This is a genomic window from Streptomyces sp. NPDC049687 (assembly GCF_044465285.1).
Lineage (GTDB): Bacteria > Actinomycetota > Actinomycetes > Streptomycetales > Streptomycetaceae > Streptomyces.
The window spans coordinates 16,587-34,685 of the sequence record NZ_JBITLN010000002.1 but is presented as its reverse complement, the minus strand read 5'-3'; the positions used below and the strand labels follow the sequence as shown (position 1 = coordinate 34,685).

The 18,099-nt window shown below is 72.6% G+C and carries 19 protein-coding genes; 11 read left to right on the top strand and 8 right to left on the bottom strand.

The window, feature by feature from the left end:
* Nucleotides 1-5 precede the first annotated feature (5 nt).
* The 3 genes from ACIBVL_RS05435 (at nucleotide 6) to ACIBVL_RS05425 (ending at nucleotide 3,045) form a co-directional block, all read left to right on the top strand.
* The gene (locus ACIBVL_RS05435) at nucleotides 6-701 is read left to right on the top strand and encodes a response regulator (RefSeq protein ID WP_399092198.1); all 696 of its coding nucleotides are present in this window, start codon (nucleotides 6-8) and stop codon (nucleotides 699-701) included.
* Nucleotides 698-2,524, top strand: coding sequence for a sensor histidine kinase (locus ACIBVL_RS05430; protein ID WP_399092195.1), 1,827 nt, complete (start codon nucleotides 698-700; stop codon nucleotides 2,522-2,524). The genes ACIBVL_RS05435 and ACIBVL_RS05430 overlap by 4 nt, the downstream gene beginning before the upstream one ends.
* A 74-nt stretch (nucleotides 2,525-2,598) precedes the next feature.
* Nucleotides 2,599-3,045, top strand: coding sequence for a DUF6098 family protein (locus tag ACIBVL_RS05425; protein WP_399092192.1), 447 nt, complete (start codon nucleotides 2,599-2,601; stop codon nucleotides 3,043-3,045).
* Here ACIBVL_RS05425 and ACIBVL_RS05420 read toward each other — a convergent pair.
* From ACIBVL_RS05420 to ACIBVL_RS05410, 3 genes are all read right to left on the bottom strand, one after another.
* Nucleotides 3,040-3,288 (bottom strand): WhiB family transcriptional regulator, encoded by a 249-nt coding sequence (locus ACIBVL_RS05420; RefSeq protein WP_399092189.1) that lies wholly within the window; start codon nucleotides 3,286-3,288, stop codon nucleotides 3,040-3,042. The two genes, ACIBVL_RS05425 and ACIBVL_RS05420, sit on opposite strands and share 6 nt — an antisense overlap.
* A gap of 104 nt (nucleotides 3,289-3,392) precedes the next feature.
* Nucleotides 3,393-4,226, bottom strand: a complete 834-nt coding sequence (locus ACIBVL_RS05415; RefSeq protein WP_399092186.1) for a class I SAM-dependent methyltransferase — start codon at nucleotides 4,224-4,226, stop codon at nucleotides 3,393-3,395.
* Between the two features lie 206 nt (nucleotides 4,227-4,432).
* A complete protein-coding gene (locus ACIBVL_RS05410) occupies nucleotides 4,433-5,332 on the bottom strand; it encodes a LysR family transcriptional regulator ArgP (protein WP_399092183.1) in 900 nt (299 codons plus the stop codon).
* A gap of 69 nt (nucleotides 5,333-5,401) precedes the next feature.
* On the opposite strand from ACIBVL_RS05410, the gene ACIBVL_RS05405 reads away from it, so the two are divergent.
* A complete protein-coding gene (locus ACIBVL_RS05405; RefSeq protein WP_399092180.1) occupies nucleotides 5,402-6,019 on the top strand; it encodes a LysE/ArgO family amino acid transporter in 618 nt (205 codons plus the stop codon).
* 104 nt (nucleotides 6,020-6,123) lie between these two features.
* Nucleotides 6,124-7,431 (top strand): MFS transporter, encoded by a 1,308-nt coding sequence (locus tag ACIBVL_RS05400; protein WP_399092178.1) that lies wholly within the window; start codon nucleotides 6,124-6,126, stop codon nucleotides 7,429-7,431.
* A 19-nt stretch (nucleotides 7,432-7,450) separates the two neighbouring features.
* Here the strand turns inward: ACIBVL_RS05400 and ACIBVL_RS05395 are convergent, their stop codons facing one another.
* From ACIBVL_RS05395 to ACIBVL_RS05385, 3 genes are all read right to left on the bottom strand, one after another.
* A complete protein-coding gene (locus ACIBVL_RS05395) occupies nucleotides 7,451-7,906 on the bottom strand; it encodes a Crp/Fnr family transcriptional regulator (RefSeq protein WP_399092175.1) in 456 nt (151 codons plus the stop codon).
* 299 nt (nucleotides 7,907-8,205) lie between these two features.
* Complete coding sequence (locus ACIBVL_RS05390) at nucleotides 8,206-9,684, bottom strand: aminotransferase class I/II-fold pyridoxal phosphate-dependent enzyme (RefSeq protein ID WP_399092172.1); 1,479 nt, start codon at nucleotides 9,682-9,684, stop codon at nucleotides 8,206-8,208.
* Between the two features lie 73 nt (nucleotides 9,685-9,757).
* Nucleotides 9,758-9,979, bottom strand: coding sequence for a hypothetical protein (locus tag ACIBVL_RS05385; protein ID WP_399092169.1), 222 nt, complete (start codon nucleotides 9,977-9,979; stop codon nucleotides 9,758-9,760).
* Nucleotides 9,980-10,181: 202 nt separating this feature from the next.
* On the opposite strand from ACIBVL_RS05385, the gene ACIBVL_RS05380 reads away from it, so the two are divergent.
* The 6 genes from ACIBVL_RS05380 (at nucleotide 10,182) to ACIBVL_RS05355 (ending at nucleotide 14,309) form a co-directional block, all read left to right on the top strand.
* Complete coding sequence (locus ACIBVL_RS05380) at nucleotides 10,182-10,625, top strand: ATP-binding protein (protein WP_399092166.1); 444 nt, start codon at nucleotides 10,182-10,184, stop codon at nucleotides 10,623-10,625.
* 210 nt (nucleotides 10,626-10,835) lie between these two features.
* Nucleotides 10,836-11,675, top strand: coding sequence for a SigB/SigF/SigG family RNA polymerase sigma factor (locus ACIBVL_RS05375; protein WP_399092163.1), 840 nt, complete (start codon nucleotides 10,836-10,838; stop codon nucleotides 11,673-11,675).
* A gap of 50 nt (nucleotides 11,676-11,725) precedes the next feature.
* On the top strand, nucleotides 11,726-11,968 hold the full coding sequence (locus tag ACIBVL_RS05370) for a DUF5133 domain-containing protein (protein ID WP_399092160.1): 243 nt from the start codon (nucleotides 11,726-11,728) through the stop codon (nucleotides 11,966-11,968).
* A 69-nt stretch (nucleotides 11,969-12,037) separates the two neighbouring features.
* Nucleotides 12,038-12,904 carry an ANTAR domain-containing protein gene (locus tag ACIBVL_RS05365; RefSeq protein ID WP_399092157.1) on the top strand — a complete coding sequence of 289 codons (867 nt, stop codon included), beginning with the start codon at nucleotides 12,038-12,040 and terminating at the stop codon, nucleotides 12,902-12,904.
* Between the two features lie 105 nt (nucleotides 12,905-13,009).
* Nucleotides 13,010-13,849, top strand: a complete 840-nt coding sequence (locus ACIBVL_RS05360; RefSeq protein WP_399092154.1) for a DUF1206 domain-containing protein — start codon at nucleotides 13,010-13,012, stop codon at nucleotides 13,847-13,849.
* A gap of 28 nt (nucleotides 13,850-13,877) precedes the next feature.
* Nucleotides 13,878-14,309: a hypothetical protein gene (locus ACIBVL_RS05355; protein WP_399092152.1), complete on the top strand. Its 432-nt coding sequence runs from the start codon at nucleotides 13,878-13,880 to the stop codon at nucleotides 14,307-14,309.
* A 3-nt stretch (nucleotides 14,310-14,312) separates the two neighbouring features.
* On the opposite strand, the gene ACIBVL_RS05350 is transcribed toward ACIBVL_RS05355, so the two are convergent.
* Both ACIBVL_RS05350 and ACIBVL_RS05345 read right to left on the bottom strand, forming a co-directional pair.
* On the bottom strand, nucleotides 14,313-16,538 hold the full coding sequence (locus ACIBVL_RS05350; protein WP_399092149.1) for an FUSC family protein: 2,226 nt from the start codon (nucleotides 16,536-16,538) through the stop codon (nucleotides 14,313-14,315).
* Nucleotides 16,535-17,920: an NAD(P)/FAD-dependent oxidoreductase gene (locus ACIBVL_RS05345; RefSeq protein WP_399092146.1), complete on the bottom strand. Its 1,386-nt coding sequence runs from the start codon at nucleotides 17,918-17,920 to the stop codon at nucleotides 16,535-16,537. Before ACIBVL_RS05345 ends, ACIBVL_RS05350 begins: the two co-directional genes overlap by 4 nt.
* Nucleotides 17,921-18,099: the final 179 nt, after the last annotated feature.

The window sequence follows — 18,099 nt, the reverse complement described above, 5'->3', positions numbered from 1 at the left end:
GCCCCGTGTGCGCACATGTACTGGTCGCCGAGGACGACGCGATGCAGGCCGAGCTGATCCGGCGTTCGCTGCTCGCCGAGGGCCACACCGCCACCGTCGTCCACGACGGGCCCGCCGCCGTGGAAGCGGCCCGCAGGCTCGGACCCGACCTCGTCGTCCTCGACCTGATGCTGCCGGTCCTGGACGGCTTCGCGGTCTGCCGGGCGCTGCGCCGAGAGGACGACATCCCCGTACTGATGCTCACCGCCCGCGCCGCCGAGGACGACGTCCTGCTCGGCCTGGAGGTGGGCGCCGACGACTACATGACCAAGCCGTACAGCCCGCGCGAGCTGATGGCCCGGATCCGGACCGTGCTGCGGCGCAGCGGACGGGCCGCCGAGCGGCGTGAGGATCCCGTGCTGCGCGCTGCCGGGATCGTCGTCGACCCGTTACGGCACGAGGTGCACTGCGACGGGGTGCCGGTGGAGTGCACCCCCGCCGAGTTCCAGATCCTGCTCGCCCTCACCGGAGAACCCGAACGGGTCTTCTCCCGAAGGCAGTTGCTGCAGTGCACCCGCGGCTTCGACCGGTCCTCCACCGAACGCGCCATCGACGTGCACGTCATGAACCTGCGCCGGAAGGTCGAGACCGACCCGCGCCGACCCGTACGGCTGCTCACCGTGTTCGGCGTCGGCTACAAGCTCAGCGGCGGCCGCCCGTGAAGCGCATACCCCTGCGCAAGCGGCTGCTGGTGCGGCTGCTGTTCGCCTCCGTCCTGATCGCCGTCTGCTCCGTGGCCGCCACGGCCTGGCTGGCGGTGGCCACCACCACCCGGGCGCTGCGGGAGGAGCAGGGCCAGGCACTCGCCGACGACATGGACATCCTGGCCGAGCTCAGCGGGTACGCCGCCACCCACGCCGACTGGACGGGCGTCGAGGCCACCGTCCGCGATCTGTCCGCGAAGACCGGCCGGCGGATCGCCCTGACCACCGCCGACCGCACCCCGATCGCCGACTCCGCACCCCGTGGTGCCTCCCTGCCGCCCCGCGCCGCCGCCACCGTCGACCCCTTGAGCACCGACACCTACACCGAACGCGGCGCCCAGCTCAGCGGCGTCGACCCGCGCGTGGTCGGCCCCTACCGGCTCACCTCCGGCGAGCGGGCCGAACTGGATGCCATGGCCACCAAACAGCGGACCTGCTTCGCGCGCCTCGGCTACGACATGACCATCACCCACACCCCCGGCGGCCGGCCGGTGCTCACCGCCGACGACGGCTCCGCCAAGCCGCCCTATGCCGCCGACGAATGCTCGATCGACGCGCTCGGCGCACCGATGCCCACCGAGCAGAAGGCCTTCGACGCGCTTCAGGCACGAGTCGAGGCCTGTCTCCCCGGCGACGGCGAGGACCGCTCCCCGCCGCTCCTCCTCGCCCCGGTCACCGGCGGCGCCGGCATGGCCCCCTCCGTGTCCTCGAAGTTCGGCCAGGTCGTCGGCGACAAGACCCTGCGCTCCCTGCAGAAGTGCCTCGCCGACTCCCGCATCGAGCAGCTCGACCCGTACGTCGCCCCCGCCGCCGAACTCTTCCTCGGCGGCGGGAACGACTCCGCGGCACCCCGTTGGAACATGTCCCCGGCCAACAAGGCGAAGGTCGTGGGCACGGCCGGGGCGGTGCTCGCCCTCACCGTCGCCGTGTCAGCCGTCGTCGCCACCCGCCTCGTACGGCCGTTGCGCGCCCTGACGGAGGCCGCCCAGCAGCCCCCGGACAGCCACGCGCGCGTACCCGTCACCACCCGCGACGAGACCGGCATCCTCGCGGAGGCCTTCAACGACCTCGCCGAGCGCCGCGAACGCCTGGAAGTCCAGCGCAAGGCCCTCGTCGCCGACGTCGCCCACGAGCTGCGCAGTCCGCTCACCAACATCCGCGGCTGGCTGGAGGTCACCCGCGACGGGCTCGTGGAGCCCGATCCCGAGCTGCTCGGCGCCCTCCACGAGGAGGCACTGCTCCTCCAGCGGGTCATCGACGACCTGCGCGATCTCGCCGCCGCCGACGCCGGCACCCTGCGGCTGCACCGCGAACCCGTCCCCGCCGACGACCTCCTCGCCCAGGTGGCCGCCGCCCACAGCGTCGCCGCCCAGGCCGCCGGAGTCGCCCTGCGCACCGAGACCGACGGCACCCCCTGGCTGGACGCGGACCCGGTCCGTCTGCGCCAGGCTCTCGGCAACCTCGTCACCAACGCCGTACGGCACACCCCGCCCGACGGCACGGTCACGCTGACCGCCCGGCGCGACGGCGAGGACGTGGTCCTGGCGGTCGCGGACACCGGCACCGGTATCGCGGCCGAGGACCTGCCGCACGTGTTCGACCGGTTCTGGCGAGCGGAGAAGTCCCGCAGCCGCCGTACCGGAGGCAGTGGGCTCGGTCTGCCGATCGTGCGGCAGCTGACGGCCGCCCACGGCGGCACCGTCGAGGCCGCGAGCACACCCGGGACGGGCAGTGTCTTCACCCTGAGGCTGCCCGCCGCCACCGCGCCCTCCGAGTGCTGAGCCGGGGGTTCCGGATCGGACGGGCGGGTACTCCGATCGTCTGACCGAAGGAGGAGACGAAACGGGAGGTCACCATGGACTCGTCGGACTGTCTGCCGGTCATCCGCACCCTGGCCGAGCTCACCGATCTGGTCGAGCGCCACCGGGGCGGTCTCTACGTCCGATGGTCGCGTGGCCCCGCGGCCGACCTCAGGGCCACGAGCAGCACCGACGACCTCACCGGCGTGCCCCTGCCGGGTCTGTCCGCGAACCCCCTCGATGTCGCCGAGTGGTGGGGCGACCGATCGCTCACCCTATGGGTCGCCCGGCGGCTGCACGACTACGCGCATCTGCCGCACGACAAGGGCGAGGGTGTCCGGCCCTGGGTCCTGAGCGGGAAGGAGGCCGGCCGGGGGCCCGACAACGAGCCCCTCGTGGGCGACGTGCGCCCCCGGTGCTGGATCGGCCCGGAGGTCATCGAGGAGGCGCGCACCGAGGTCGAGCGGCAGGAGGCGCACTGGGGGCCGCTGCGGCGGTCATGAACCTCGCCGTACCTTGGCACGCCGCTTGATCGCGCGCCGTTCCGCCTCGCTCGTGCCGCCCCACACCCCGAGGGTCTGGTCCGTCTCCATGGCCCATTCCAGACAGGGCTCCCGCACTGGGCAGCGTCGGCAGACGGCCTTCGCCTGTTCCGCCTGGAGCAGGGCCGGTCCCGAGGTGCCGATCGGGAAGAAGAGGTCGGGGTCCTCGTGGCGGCACGCCGCATGCTGTCGCCAGTTGTCCATCGAAGTCACCTGCGATCGAGGTCGTATGTGCTTTTCCGGATGCTTGCTCATGGTCGGGTCACCGCAGGGGCGAGGGTGAAACGGACCGGGGCACGAAAGACGGATCACCGCTCGGGCTTGCGCCACATCCTGATCTCGGTCGCGGGAAGCCGCTCCGCGAAGCCGCTCTCGGGCCCCGCCTGCCGCAGCAGCGCACGCAGATCCCGCTCGAAGTCCGCCAGCCTGTCGCCGAACAGGTGGGGCGCGGAGTCGGACCGGGAGAAGACCCACGCGACGATGTCGTCCGGGGCGCGGTCGACGACTTGTCCTCCGGGCACGACAAGGCGCTCGAAGTCCACGAAGCTGGCGCGAGCGATGACGAGCTCCTCCCCGCCCGGTGTGCCGTTGACGAGCACTCCCCGCCCCGCACGGCGGACCGGGCCGAGGTACCGGCGGACCAGGTCGCCGATCCGGTCGTACGGGGGCGCGGGGAGCGGCGCCGGCTGCGGAGACGGGCTCTTGAGGTCGCTGATGTGGACGAACCTGCCTCCCGGCTCCAGCATCTCCAGCACGGTGGCCGCGACACGATCGCGGTCCGTCCAGTGGAAGGACTGGGCGAACACCACGACCCGGAACTCGCCCAGCCCGGCCGGCAGCTCCTCGGCGCGGGCGGCCACCCACCGTGCGTTGGCCACCCCGCGACGCCGGGCCCGCCGCTCGGCCTCGGCCAGCATGTCCTCGTCCGGGTCGACGCCGACCGCCTCGGCGAAGAACCGCGCCATCGGGAGCAGCACGATGCCCGGTCCGCAGCCGACGTCGAGGAGCCGGCCCCGGCCGTCCAGGCCGAGGGCGTCGGCCAGGGCGTCGGCGAAACCCGGAGCGTACGGGAGCCGGCCGCGCTCGTAGTGGGCCGCGCTGCCCCGGAACAGGGTGCTGTCCCACTGCCATCCCTCGGGCATGCCGGTCCCACTCCTCGGGTCGGCGCAGCCGTCGGCGGCCACGCGTGCGTCGCCCCAATCTGCCAGACCGGGCGAGCCCCCGCACCGGCATTTCACTGCTCCGGCAGACCCCACGGGGAGCCGGGCGCGGTGAGCAGGTCGAGGCAGGGGCGGGCCGGGAACCCACGGGCCCAGGACCCCCGTGGCGGACGGAAGGGAGGTCCGGTTCAGCGTCTGAGGGTCCGCGCCGCCGCCTCCGCCACCGCGTCGGCCACCGCCGCCAGCGCGGGCGAGTCGAGCTTCCACTGCTGCCAGTACAGGGGGACGTCCAGCGGGCGGTCGGGCGCGAGGGAGACCAGTCGGCCCGCCTCGAGCAGGGCGCCGCCCTGCACCTCGGGCACCATGCCCCAGCCGAACCCGGCCACGACCGCGTCCACGAAACCCTCCGAGGTCGGTACGGCGTGCCGTACCGGACTGGCGCCGGCGGCACCCCGCCGCAGCCCGCGCACGAACGCGTCCTGAAGGTCGTCGCTCCGGTCGAAGGTCATCACCGGTGCCCGGGCCAGGGCCTCGTGCAGGGGGTCGTCGTCGAGATGGCGGGCGACGAAGTCCGCACTCGCGGCGGCCAGGTAGCGCATCGTGCCCAGGGCCCGCACGGAACACCCGGTCACGGGTTCCGGCGACGAGGTGACAGCGGCCATGACCAGTCCCTCGCGCAGCAGTGCCGCCGTGCGGGTCTCGTCCTCCCGGTGCAGTTCGAAGCAGAGCGGCGGTTCCTGCGACACGCGGGACAGTGCCGGCAGGAACCAGGTCGCGAGGGAGTCCGCGTTCACCGCGACCGTCACCCGTGTCGGCTCCCCGGCGCCGCTCATGCCCAGCTCGGACCGCGTGTCGCGCTCGAGCCGGGCCAGCTGCCGGGCGAACCGGACGACGATCTCCCCGGACTCCGTCGGCCGTACCGGCTTGGTGCGCAGGAGCAGAACGCGGCCCGTGCGCTGCTCCAGCGCCTTGACGCGCTGACTCACCGCTGACGGAGTCACGTGCAGGGCGGCGGCCGCCGCGTCGAACGTGCCCTCGTCCACCACGGCGAGCAGCGTGCGCACCTGATCCAGCGGAAGGTCGATCATCACAAGAGCTAATGATACGTAAGAACCTTTAGCTGTACGCGCAGTGATCGCCTCCCTAGCGTGGAGGCCATGTCCACCGCACTCGCCGCCGCGGCCGCAGGCTTCGGCACCGGTCTCTCGCTCATCGTCGCCATCGGCGCCCAGAACGCCTTCGTCCTGCGGCAGGGGATCCGCCGTGACTCCGTGCTCGCCGTCGTCGGCATCTGCGCCCTCTCCGACGCGGTCCTCATCGGCCTGGGCGTGGGAGGCGTGGGCGCCCTGGTGGTGGCCTGGCCCGGAGCGCTGACCGCGGTCGGCTGGATCGGCGGCGCGTTCCTGCTCGGGTACGGGCTGCTCGCCGCCCGGCGGGTGGTCCGGCCCGGTACGGACGCCCTGCGCACGGACGGCGAGGCCGCGGGCTCGCGCCGCCGGGCCGTGCTCACCTGTCTGGCGCTGACCTGGCTCAATCCGCACGTCTACCTCGACACGGTCTTCCTGCTCGGTTCGATCGCCGCCGACCGCGGCGCGCTGCGCTGGACCTTCGGCCTCGGCGCCGCCCTCGCCAGCCTGTTCTGGTTCGCCGCGCTCGGCTTCGGCGCCCGCCTGCTCGGCCGTTTCCTCACGCGGCCCGCCGCGTGGCGTGTCCTGGACGGTCTGGTCGCCGCCACGATGATCACCCTCGGCGTGCTGTTGGTCATGGGCACCTGAGTCCGCGATGTGAGATTGCATGTCCAAAACAGCCGCGAAACCACAGGAGGTGCTGCGATAGTGGCCCCCGGCCCCCAAAGATGTAGCTAGCAACCAGGAAGCGCGTGGACACCGGCGAGAGCAGTACCGCACCCGAGGTCACCTCCGACGACGGCCCGACTCCCGAAGCCGCCGACCGGCGCGGCTGGCGCCGCTGGGCGATGGACACCCGCCCCCTGCGCCGCCCCGCCTACCGGCGGCTGTGGTCCTCGACCATCGTCACGGCCGTCGGCAGCCAGCTCACCGCCGTCGCCGTGCCCAAGCAGATCTACGACATCACCGGCTCCTCCGCCTGGGTCGGCTACGCCAGCCTCGCCGGCCTCCTGCCCATGGTGGCGTTCGCGCTGTGGGGCGGCGCGGTCGCCGACACCGTGGACCGGCGCAAGCTGCTGATCGTCACCAACAGCGGTATCGCCGTCACCTCGGTGCTGTTCTGGCTCCAGGCGGTCTCGGGCCTGGACTCGGTGGCCGTGCTGATGGTCCTGCTCGCGTCCCAGCAGGCGTTCTTCGGTCTCAACGCGCCCGCCCGCAACGCCTCCATCGCGCGTCTGGTCCCCGCGGACGAACTCGCCGCCGCCAACGCCCTCGGCTCCACCGTGATGCAGACCGGCCTGGTGGCGGGTCCGCTGCTGGCCGGCGCCCTGATCCCGGTGATCGGGCTGCCCGAGCTGTACCTCATCGACGCCCTCGCCCTGTGCGTGACGCTGTGGGCCGTCGTCCGCCTCCCCGCCCTGCCGCCGCTGGCGGCCTCCACCGCCCGGCGTGCCGGGGTGCGCGAGATCGCGGAGGGCTTCCGGTACATGTCCCGGCACAAGGTCCTGCTGCTGTCCTTCCTCGCCGACGTCATCGCCATGGTCTTCGGCATGCCCCGCGCCCTCTTCCCGCAGCTCGCCGCCGAGACGTACGCCCCCTACGGCGAAGGGCTCGCCCTCGGCCTGCTGTTCGCGGCGATCCCCATCGGCGCGGTGCTGGGCGGACTGTTCTCCGGGACGTTCTCGCGTGCGCGCCGGCACGGCTGGATGGTGATCGGCGCGGTCGTCGCCTGGGGCGCCGCGATCACCGGGTTCGGACTGAGCGGCAGTCTGTGGCTCGCGGTGGTGTTCCTGGCCGCCGCCGGCGTCGCCGACATGGTCTCGATGGTCTTCCGCGGAGCCATCCTCCTGTCGGCCGCCACCGACGAGATGCGCGGCCGTATGCAGGGTGTCTTCACGGTCGTCGTCGCGGGCGGCCCCCGCCTCGCCGACGTCCTGCACGGAACGGCCGGCGCCGCCTTCGGCCCCCGCGCCGCGGTCGCCGGCGGCGGCCTGCTGGTCGTCACCGCGATGGTGGCCCTCGCGACCGCCGTGCCGGCCCTGCGGCGCTACCGCATCTGAGACCGGCGGGCCCATGGCTTCACAACGACCGGCGCCGCTGTGTCCCGTACTGCTCCATCAGCCTGTTGCGGGTCATCTCCAGGCGGTGGGCGAGGATCTCGGCCACGATCCGTACCAGCGTCATCCCGAGCGCCGGATCCTCCTCGCAGAGCTTCAGTACGGGCTGCGCCTCGAACTCGTAGGCGCGTACCGGGCTGAAGGCCTCGGCGCCGAAGTCCCACCGGTACGGCGGGAACAGCCAGGACCAGCCGAGCAGGTCCCCGGCGCCGAGGCCGGCGACGGTGACCCGCTGCACGGATGTCACCTGCTGGAAGAGGGAGACCGCGCCGGAGCGGATGACCCAGAAACGGTCGGCCGTGCCGTCGGCCTCGAAGATCCGGGCGTCCTCCGGGAAGGAGACCTCCCGGGCGAGTTCCATCAGGCGCTGGCGCTGGGGCGGGGGAAGGGCGGTCAGCAGTTTGGTCGCTTTGGTCATGGCGCGGGGCTCCTCGCCGGCGATCGGTCGCGGTGCTTTGTCCAAGCCCATTTCAGCCGCTGCCGGCCCGCCGGGCACCTCGGCGGACCCGAATTTCCTCGACAGGGCAGGGAAAAGCCCTGGCTGGACGGGGGAAGCCAGCCAGGGCCGTCAAGGGTGGTGCGGGGGAGGAGGGTGTCCTGCGACTCCGCCGACCACGTATGGATGAACGGTAAACCACTCATGGGGATTCCGCGCAACCGTAAGCCGGTCACGTGACCCGTTTCACTTCGCCTCACGGGGTGTCCTGTGCTTCACGGTCACCCGGCGCCCTGCGCGACGACCCGGATCGTCCGCAGTTCCGGATCGGTCGCGTCGGGCAGGTTCATCCCGCCCTCCAGGCCGGTGCGCAGATACCGCAGCACGGGTTCGGTGAGCCGCTCCCCGGGCAGGACGGCCGGGATGCCGGGCGGATACGGCGTGATCATCTCGGCGGCGACCCGTCCGGCGGCCCTCTCCAGCGGTACTTGCTCGGCGGGCCCGAAGAACGCGTCCCGGGGCAACAGGCCCTGCGCCATGCGCAGTTCGGCCGGCTCGGGCACCTCCACCCGGGGACCGGGCCGCATTCCCGGCGCCGCATGCGCGAGTTCCTTCAGGGCGGCGACCAGTTCCCCCGTCGTTCCGGAGTCGTCGCCGTGGGTGATCTGGGCGCCGATCCGGCGGTGGTCGGAGAGGTGCATGTCGACGGCTCGGTTCGCGCGCAGCCAGTCCGCGGCCTGGAAGCCGCTGATCCCCAGCCCGGCCAGGTCGATCACGACCGGCAGCGGGTCGAGGTCGTCGGCGAGCCCCGGACCGCAGAAGTCGTCGCGGTCGTTGACGTGCATCCCGTCGATCTGCTCGATCGCGGCCCGCACCTCGGCCGCCAGGCCCAGCGCCCCGGCCATCAGCTCCTCGCCGTGCAGCGCCATCTGCCGGCGCCAGCCGTCGAGCCCCGCGTACAACAGCACCGAGGGGCTGGTGGTGCCCAGCAGATCGGAGCGCATCTGCAGCAGGTCCGGAGGGACGAGATCGCCCTGCAGATGGAAGACGGACCCCTGCTCCAGACCGCTGCCCATCTTGTGGATGCTGGTCACACAGATGTCCGCGCCCGCGTCCATCGCCCAGGACGGCAGCTCCGGGTGGAAGGGCAGGTGCGCGCCCCAGGCCTCGTCCACGATCAGCGGCACCGAGCGGCGGTGGCAGACCTCGGCGACGCTCCGCAGGTCGGCAGTGGCTCCGTACGGCGTCGGACTGGTGATCAGAGCGCCCTTGGCGTCGGGGTGGATCTCGAAGGCCTTCTCGAACTTCTCGGCGGAGGGCGGGTGGGCGAGCCGCCGGACGGGGTCCCAGAGCGGCTCGACCCACACCGGCTCGATGCCGGCCAGGATCAGCCCCGACACCACCGACTTGTGCGCGTCCCGCCCGATCAGCAGCTTCTCGTGCGGACCGGCGACCGCCAGCATCGCGGCCTTGACCGACAGGGAACTCCCGCACGTCGTGAAGAAGGTGTGCTCCGCGTGGACCGCGTCGGCCATCAGTTCCTCGGCACGCTCCAGCACCCGGCCGCGGGTGAGCCGGTCGTCGAGTCCGCCCGAGGCCAGCACGTCTCCGAGGAACACCGCGTCGCCCAGCACCGCCCGCACCTCCGGGTCGGCGCCACGCGCCTGTTTGTGGCCCGGCGGGCTGAACCCCAGCCTTCCCTTGCGGTGGTGGTCGGCGAGGGCTTCCAGAACGGGTGCTCGGGTGTGATCGGCTGCCATGACCAGCGGGTGCCCGGGGCGCCCCACGCCAATCCGGGGCCGCGACGCGACCGCCGCACTCCGCCGGGCCGGCTCAGTGCTCGGCGGCGTGCCGGCCGGGGGTCACGATCTCGTCCAGGATCCTGAGCACCGCCTCGTAGGCCAGACCCCGTACCCGCGCCTCACCCGCCGCGTCCGGATCGGAACGCTCCAGGTCCCCACTGCGGGTCTGCCAGGTCCGCAGTTCCTCCCGCGCACAGGCCCTCGCCCGCTGGATGCGACGCAGCAGTTCGTCCGAGTCCACGACATCCGTCATGGACCACGGGTACCCCCGCCGGGCGACTCGACGACTCCTCACCCGGCAGGTTTGGTGTCGGCGCGAGGGGCCAGCCGAACAAAGAGGGCCGTATCGCCCGGCGGGGAGGGCGCCGGGCGGGAGAGCCGGCCCGGCCGCGCTGGTTCGCCCGGCGGCGACACACCTCAAACCACCCGACGGGAACAGCCAGGGGAGCGAAGGGATGCGTGTCAACAACTCGACCGACCGCGCGGACGCACCGGACGTACCGGACCCGTGCTCCGGAGCGGGGCCGTGCCGGCCCGCCGACGTCCGCGGGGCGGTGCGGCGGGCGGTGACCGGACGGCGCGGGGCCACCGGCTGTCCGTACGACGAGGAGGCCCTCTCCGACGCGTTGCTCGTCGCCTCGGAACTCACGACCAACGCCATCCTGCACGGCGGCGGCGTCACCGCCTTCGACGTGGACGTGGACGGGCACGCCGTACGGGTCTCGGTGAGCGACCGCAGTGACCGGTTGCCGGTGGCGGCCGACCCGCTCGACGAGCACGGGCGCTACCGCGCCGGCGGCCGCGGCTGGCCCATCGTGTGCCGACTGGCCCGGGACGTGAGGGTGTCCGACCTGCCCTCCGGAGGCAAGCGCATCACCGCCGTGGTCCCCGTTTTCTAAGGCCTCTCCGCACCCCGCCGAACCGCCGCAACGCTTTTCCCCCGGGCGGAGTTTGTTCCTCCGGGCGCAGGGCAGGCGGAGGTTCGTGCTTCGGACCGGAGGCGCGCCGTCGGGAGTGGTACGTCCGCTCCGGGGCGCTCCGCATGCCTCGGACGACAGCGTCCCTCCCGTGGTCCCATCCTTGAGACGACCGTTCAGGAGCGATTCCGCATGCTCATCGACATGTCGACAAGCCGTCCCGCGGCATCCACCCGTTCCGCCGCGCCGACCCGGCGCAGCCACGACGACGCTCCCGACACCACCCGCCTTTTCGTGCGGATGAACAGCCTGGAAGAAGGGCCCGAGCGGGACGCCGTGCGGGACGAGATCGTCACGGCCTGGCTGCCCATGGCCCACCGCATCGCCGGCCGGTTCCGCGACCGCGGCGAGGCCGTGGAGGACCTTCGACAGGTGGCCGCGCTCGGACTGGTGAAGGCCGTGGACCGCTTCGATCCCGAGCGCGGCGCCTTCGAGAGCTACGCCGTGCCCACCATCACCGGCGAGATCAAGAGGCACTTCCGGGACCGGATGTGGGCGCTGCGGGTGCCCCGCCGGGTCCAGGAGCTGCGCAACAAGGTGCGGCTCGCCCGCCGGGAACTCACCCAGAACCCGGGTTCCCCCGAACCCTCGGTAGCCGACATCGCCGCCCACACGGGTCTCACCGAGGAGGAGGTCGGCGCCGGCCTCGAGGCCCTGGAGAGCTTCAGCACCCTGTCGCTGGACGCAGAGCTCCCGGCCGGTGACGACGGCTACAGTCTCGCCGACACCCTCGGCGGCCCCGACGCCTCGTACGACACCGTCATCGACCGCGAGTCCGCCAAGGAAGGCCTGCGCAGCCTGCCCGAACGCGAGCGCGCCATCCTCTACATGCGCTTCTTCGAGGACATGACGCAGAGCCGGATCGCCGACAAGCTGGGCATCTCGCAGATGCACGTCTCGCGGCTCATCAGCCGCAGCTGCGAGCGGGTGCGCCAGGAGGCCATGGGGCGCCGGCCCGACGACCAGGCATGAACCAGCCCATACGGATCCAGAACACGCCCAGGGAGAGGAAGAACAGACCTATGCTGATGCCCCATCCCGCCGTGCTGCGCGCGCTCGTCGAGGAGTACGAGGCGCTGACGGCCGCAGACACCCCGCAGACGCGGGCGCGCGTGCAGGACGTCGCGTACACGCTGTGCGTCTCCACGGGAACGCGGGACGTGGGAGTCGCCCTGAGGACGGCGAAGGACTGGCTCGCCGCGACCGAGACCTCGGACCTGGCGGAATGTCCGCATCCGGAGGAGGGCCCGCACGTGTACGCGTGAACGGGCGGGGCAGGCGTGCCGGAGCAACCGTTGTGAGTGGTTGTGCGACGCCGACCCGACGGAGGTTCCATGACCGCGGCCGCACCAGGAAGGGCGGACGAGGGCCCGGAGCGCGAGGAGGTGCTGCGGCTGCGCGCCGAGGTGCGCGCACTGCGTGCCCGGGTCCGCGCCCACCCGCTGATCTCGCAGGCCCAGGGCATGCTCCAGGAGCGCTACGCCCTTCCCGACGCGGACCGCGCGTTCACGCTCATGCGCCGGTCCTCGCAGCGGTTCAACGTCAAGATGCGCACGCTCGCCGGGGCCCTGGTGACCACCCCCCGTCCGGACGAACGGACGGTCCTGTGGTTCCCCCGGCGGGTGCGCCACCCCGAGCCCGCGCTCGGATTCATGGCGCAGGAGCCGCCGGGCGGCCGCAGCCGGGGCGCGGTGCTGGGCGCCGTACTGGACCGGACGCTCACGGTGGTCGGCACCGACATGGGCAATGTGCAGACGGTCGACCGCGTCTCCGGAGGCCTCCGCATCGAGCGGCACACCGGGCTGACGGAGGACTTCATCGACTTCTTCGCGCACGTCGGCGAGGAGGGCACGGCCTGCGCGAAGGCCGCTCGTGACGTCGCCCAGGTCACCGTGCAGAACGTGGAGGAGGACCCGGTGTTCGCCGAGCCGGCGCGGGAGGCCATCCTCGCCGCCGGCAGCAGGGGAGTGCACAGCGTGCCCCTGACCGTGTCGTCCCGCGTGTGCGTCGGCATGGTCTCGGCGCACGCCGACCGCCCTCTGGACACCCTGGGTACATCGCAGCTCAGGACCCTCGACGCCCTGGGCGCGGAAGCGGGCCGCTGGCTCGCCTGGTACGAGCGCACGGTGCTCGTGGACGCCCTGGAGCACCTGCACGCCTTGGGCCGCGCGGAGCGCGGGGCGCGGCGCGGGCGAGCCTGAGCGCCCGCCGGCCCGCTCCGCTCCCTTGCCCCGACCGCGTGTGCACGGCGGTCCTCGGGGCATTCGTCGTTCACGTCGGAGTCACGGAGACAAGGGGAGGCCGGCATGAACACGAGTGCGAGCGCGCTGGCGCGCGACGGCAGGATCGAGGCGGAGCGGGCCGCGCGCGGGTCCGTGGTGAAGGGGGCGGCGCGGGCCGGGTTCGTCGCCCGAGGTGTGATCTATCTGCTCGTCGGGCTGCTGGCCCTGCAGATCGCCTTCGGAGACCAGGGACAGCAGGCCGACCGCGAGGGCGCCCTCGGCGAGATCGCGCAGCGGCCCTTCGGTGCCGTGGTGCTGTGGGCGCTGGGCATCGGGCTGGCCGGGATGGCCCTGTGGCGGCTTTCCGAGGCGGCCTTCGGCGCGGCCGGTCCTGAGGGACGTACCGCGAAGAAGCGGCTGCTGGGGCTGGCCCGGTGCGTTTTCTACTCCTTCGTCGCCTACTCCGTGCTGACGCTGGCCGCAGGCGGGTCCGGCGGCAGCTCCAGCGACCGCCAGTCCAAGGACGTCACCGCCCGCCTGCTCGAGGTGCCGGCGGGACAGTGGATCGTCGGCGCGGCCGGCGCCGGGATCGTCGTCGCCGGGGTGTGGATCGGCGGCCGGGCCGTCACCCGGGCCTACCACGACAAACTTCGTCTGGGTGAGCTGTCCCCGGCCACCCGGCGCCTGGTGGACGTCACCGGCGTGGGCGGCGGCGTGGCCCGGGGGCTGGTGTTCGCAGCCGCGGGCGCCTTCGCCGTCCGCGCCGCCGTCGATTACGACCCCGAGCACGCCAAGGGCATCGACGACACGCTCCGCTCGTTCGCCCACACCCCCGTCGGACCGGGGCTGCTGGCCTGCGTCGCGGCGGGACTCGTCCTCTTCGGGGTGTTCTCGTTCGCCATGGCCCGCTGGCGCAAGGTCTGACGTCCGGCTATGGGGGAACCCGGAGCATATGAACGAACCCGAGTTCCCGCCGGACGGACGACCCGTGGACATGTACCTCGACCTCCTGCGCGTCCGCATGGACAGCGAGGACTACCGGCTTCTGATGAAGGTCGTCGCCCCCGCGCTGCGCGCCCTGGACGAACAACCCCCCGAGAATCTCGACTTCGCCCTGGACCCGGGGGACACCGACGACCTGCCCCAGGAGATCCGCGACGAGGCCGCCCTGGTCATCGCCACCGCCGTCACCGGCCGCCTGGACAACCAGCTGGTCGAGATACAGGTCGACGGCACCGGACCGGTCCGGGTGGTCACCGACGCGGCCACCGCGAAGGACCCGAGTCGCCTCGCCGAGATCGCCGGCTGCATCCAGCAGCGGCAACACGACACCGAGGAGCTGCGCGGCATCGCCGCGGCGAGCGACCTGCCCACCGACTTCTGAGCGTCACCGCGGCCCGGCGACCGGCACCCGCAGGGGCCGCGCCAGACCCAGCACCGCCTCGTCCAGCCGCTGCAGATGCCGCAGCACGCGATCGGTGACCCGCCCGTAGCGCGGTGTGCCGTATTCGCCGGGCTTCAGCAGCGAGGCGATGCTCGGCCCGGTGAGCACCTCGGCCGTGGCGGGCTCCGCCGCGACCCGGGCGGCGATCGCGCCGATGTTGTGCAGGATGCGCTGCCCGGCCCCGCGCAGCCGGGGATCCGCCGCGATGGACGGATGCGACGGCAGCAGCTCAGCCGTCGCCGCCAGCGACCGCGCGTGGTACGCGCAGGTCTCCAGGAGCGCGACCACATAGTGGGCGGTCTCCCGCCGGGTCCGCAGCGGGGTCACCGGATGCGTCAGCGGCTGGGTGGCCGCCCGCAGGTCGGCCAGCGCCTGGTCCAGGTCGCGAGCCCGGTCCAGCAGATCGGCCGGCGGCCCGCCGCTCAGCTGGTCGACGGCGGCGGTGGTGACATCGGTCAGCCGGTCCAGGACGGTCGTCAGCAGCTCGTTCGTCCGCCGGTCCGTGTGGACCGGCAGCACCAGCGCCGCCGCGACCACCCCGCAGGCCGCCCCCAGCGCGGTCTCCTCCACCCGCAGCACCAGCACCGACAGGCTGTAGGTGTGCAGCAGCGTGTACAGCACCCCCAGCGCCGCCGTGACGAAGAACGACATCAGCGTGTACGACAGCGGCGCGGTGTAGAACATCGCGAACACGCACAGCAGCACCACCGCGAACGCCGTCCACGTGTGATGGCCGACGGCCCCCGCGAGCACGATGCCCGCGACCACCCCGAGCACGGTCCCCAGCAGCCGCCGGTAGCCCTTGACCAGGATCTCCCCGGTGGAGGCCGTGTTGAGGAACACGATCCAGCAGGTCAGCACCGCCCAGTACCAGCGGCTCGAGGAGAGGAACTCGCCGCCCACCATGGCCAGCGACGAGCCGACGGCGACCTGCACGGCGGCCCGTGTGGTCGGCCGCCGCAGTCCCGTCTCCGACTCCTCGTGGTCGGCGCCGATGACCGCGTCCTCCGCGTCCAGCTCCTCCCGGGAACGGACCGTCTCGGGACTGTCGTCGGACTCGTCCTGCGGGCCGTCGAGCGCGATCCGCAGCCCCAGCACGGCCCGCGCCGCCTCGCCCACCCCCCGGAAGACGTCCTGCACGGCCGGCGAGGCCCGCGGCAGGTTCTCCTCCTCCCGGTATCCGAGCAGCCGGTTGCGCACCCGCGCCGTGCCCGTCCCCTCGGCCACGGGATGCCGTACGAGCAGGTGCAGGGCCCTCAGATCGCGGCGCAGGGTGTCCAGCGCCTCGTCCCGGAACGGCAGATGACCGCCCTCCGGCACGGGCGCTCCCGGCAGATGCAGGGTCAGCGTGTCGGCCCGCTCAGCGCTGCGCGCCGTGAGCAGCAGCAGGCCCAGCCGCTCGGCGGCGATCTCGGCGTCGGCGATCCGGCGCTGCACCAGCCGGGCCACCGCCTCGTCCGGGGTGCCCTCCTCCAGCCGGCCCTGGATCATCATCGCCGTCTCGTGCAGGCGTGCCGTGCCCTCCCGCACATGCTCCAGCGCCCTGTCCACGCCGTCCGGCCCGGCGTCCAACAGCTCCGACTGGGCGTCGATCAACTGCGCAAACCGGGCGCGGAAGGCCTGCCGCAGCCGCTCCAGAATCCCCGCCGGGGTCTGCGGCACCAGCACGAACCGCGCGAGCGCGCTGCATGCGAAGGCGAGGACGATCACCCCGCAGAACCCCGCCAGGGTCCCCGTCGTGACCCCGACGAACAGGGACAGGAAGTACGTCTGGAAGCCCATCAGTCCCAGCGCGGTGCCCCGGTCGCCGAACCGGCGTCCGTACACCGCGCAGAAGATGAGCACGACGAAGAAGACGTCACCGGCCACCCGCCGGGAACTGAGGCCGGCCGCCAGCGACACCGAGACGAGCGCCACGGGCAGCCCCAGCGCCAGGGTGACCGCCTGCGGTCCGCGCTGCTTCTCACGGATGGCGAACGTGGCCACCATCGCCGCGATGGCTCCCGCGACCAGATGCTGGACGTCCGCTCCCAGCGGCGGGAGCACCGCCAGCGTGAGCGAGATGGCGGCCACCGTTCGCAGCCCCGCGGCCAGCCGCAGCAGCCCCGGGTCCGACGCGGCGACACGGTCCCGCCACCGTGCCGCCGCACGCGATCCCGCCGCGGTCACCCCGACTCGGAACCCCCGCCCTCGACATGTGCCCGCACCTGCTCGGGCGTCAGGTAGCTGTCGGTGTACTCGAAGTCCCTCAGCCTGGCGGCCCGGCGCGCCTGGAAGCCGGTGCGGACGAAATCGTCGCCCGCTACGGCGTTCAGCGTCCAGTTCGTCAGCACCCGCGCCTTCGCCACGCCCGTGCGCAGCGCCGACCAGTGGTAGCCGCGCGCCACGACCTGCGCGGGCAGGCCCCGCAGCTCGATGCCGAGCGGCTTGGACACGGCGTCGGTGCCGCCGAGGTCGACGACCAGACCGAGGTCCTTGTGCACGTACGGCCGCATCGACTGCCCGCGCAGTTTGGCGATGACGTTGTCGGCGACCGCCTTGCCCTGCCGCATCGCGTGCTGCGCGGTCGGTGGGCAGACCGCGCCCCCCTCGCCCTTGGCTGCCTTGGCCTCGTCCGGTACGGCGGCCGCGTCGCCCAGTGCGAACACCCCGTCCTGACCCGGCAGGTCCATGTTCGAGGTGACGGCCAGCCGCCCCCGCACGGTCTCGGCGCCGAGCGTGGCGATCAGCGGGCTCGCCACCACCCCGGCGGTCCAGATCAGCGTGCGGGTGGGCACCACCCGCCCGTCGGTGAAGGTGACCTCGTCCGGCCCCGCCTTGGCGATGGACACGCCCAGCGAGATGTCGATGCCCCGTTTGCGCAGCACCTCCTGCGCGCTGCGGCCCAGCTTGTCGCCGAGCTCCGGCATCAGCTTCGGCGCGATGTCGATCAGATGCCACTTGATCAGACCGGGGTCCAGCCGCGGATAGCGCTTGACCGCGTTGTGCGTGAGCAGTTGCAGACAGGCGGCCGTCTCGGTGCCCGCGTAGCCGCCGCCCACGACCACGAACTGCAGGCGGGAGGCCCGCTCGGCGGGGTCGTGACTGGCGTCGGCCAGGTCGAGCTGGGAGATGACGTGGTCACGGATGTACGCGGCCTCCGCGAGCGTCTTCATCCCGAAGGCGTGCTCGGTCAGCCCCGGGATGTCGAAGGTACGGGTCACGCTGCCGGGAGCCAGCACGATGTAGTCGTACGGCTCGTTCACGATCTCGTCGGTGATGGTGCGGATGACGCAGACCTTCGACTTCAGGTCCACGCCGATGGCGCCGCCCGGAATGATCCGGGTGCGGTACTTCTTGCTGCGGCGCAGGGACAGGGCGATCGACTGGGGCGTCAGCACCCCGGAGGCGACCTGCGGCAGCAGCGGCAGATAGAGCTGATAGGCGAACGGCGTCACCAGAGTGATCTCGGCTTCCTCCGAGGAGAGCTTGCGTTCCAGACGTCGAACGCATCCCACTCCGGCGAAGCCCGCGCCCACCACCAGGATCCTGGGTCGTGTCACGGTGTCCATCCCTTTCTGCGGCTCCAGGCGGTCTGCCCGACGTCATGCGCGTGCCCTCCCGCGAGCGTCTCGCACCTCATCGATCCCACCGCGCCCGGACCGGTTCCGCCAGCCGGACGAGGTATGCAGACGAACGTTTCTCCTGAGGCTCCCGTCGTACCCCGCGCAAGGGCCGTGTACGCCCCGGA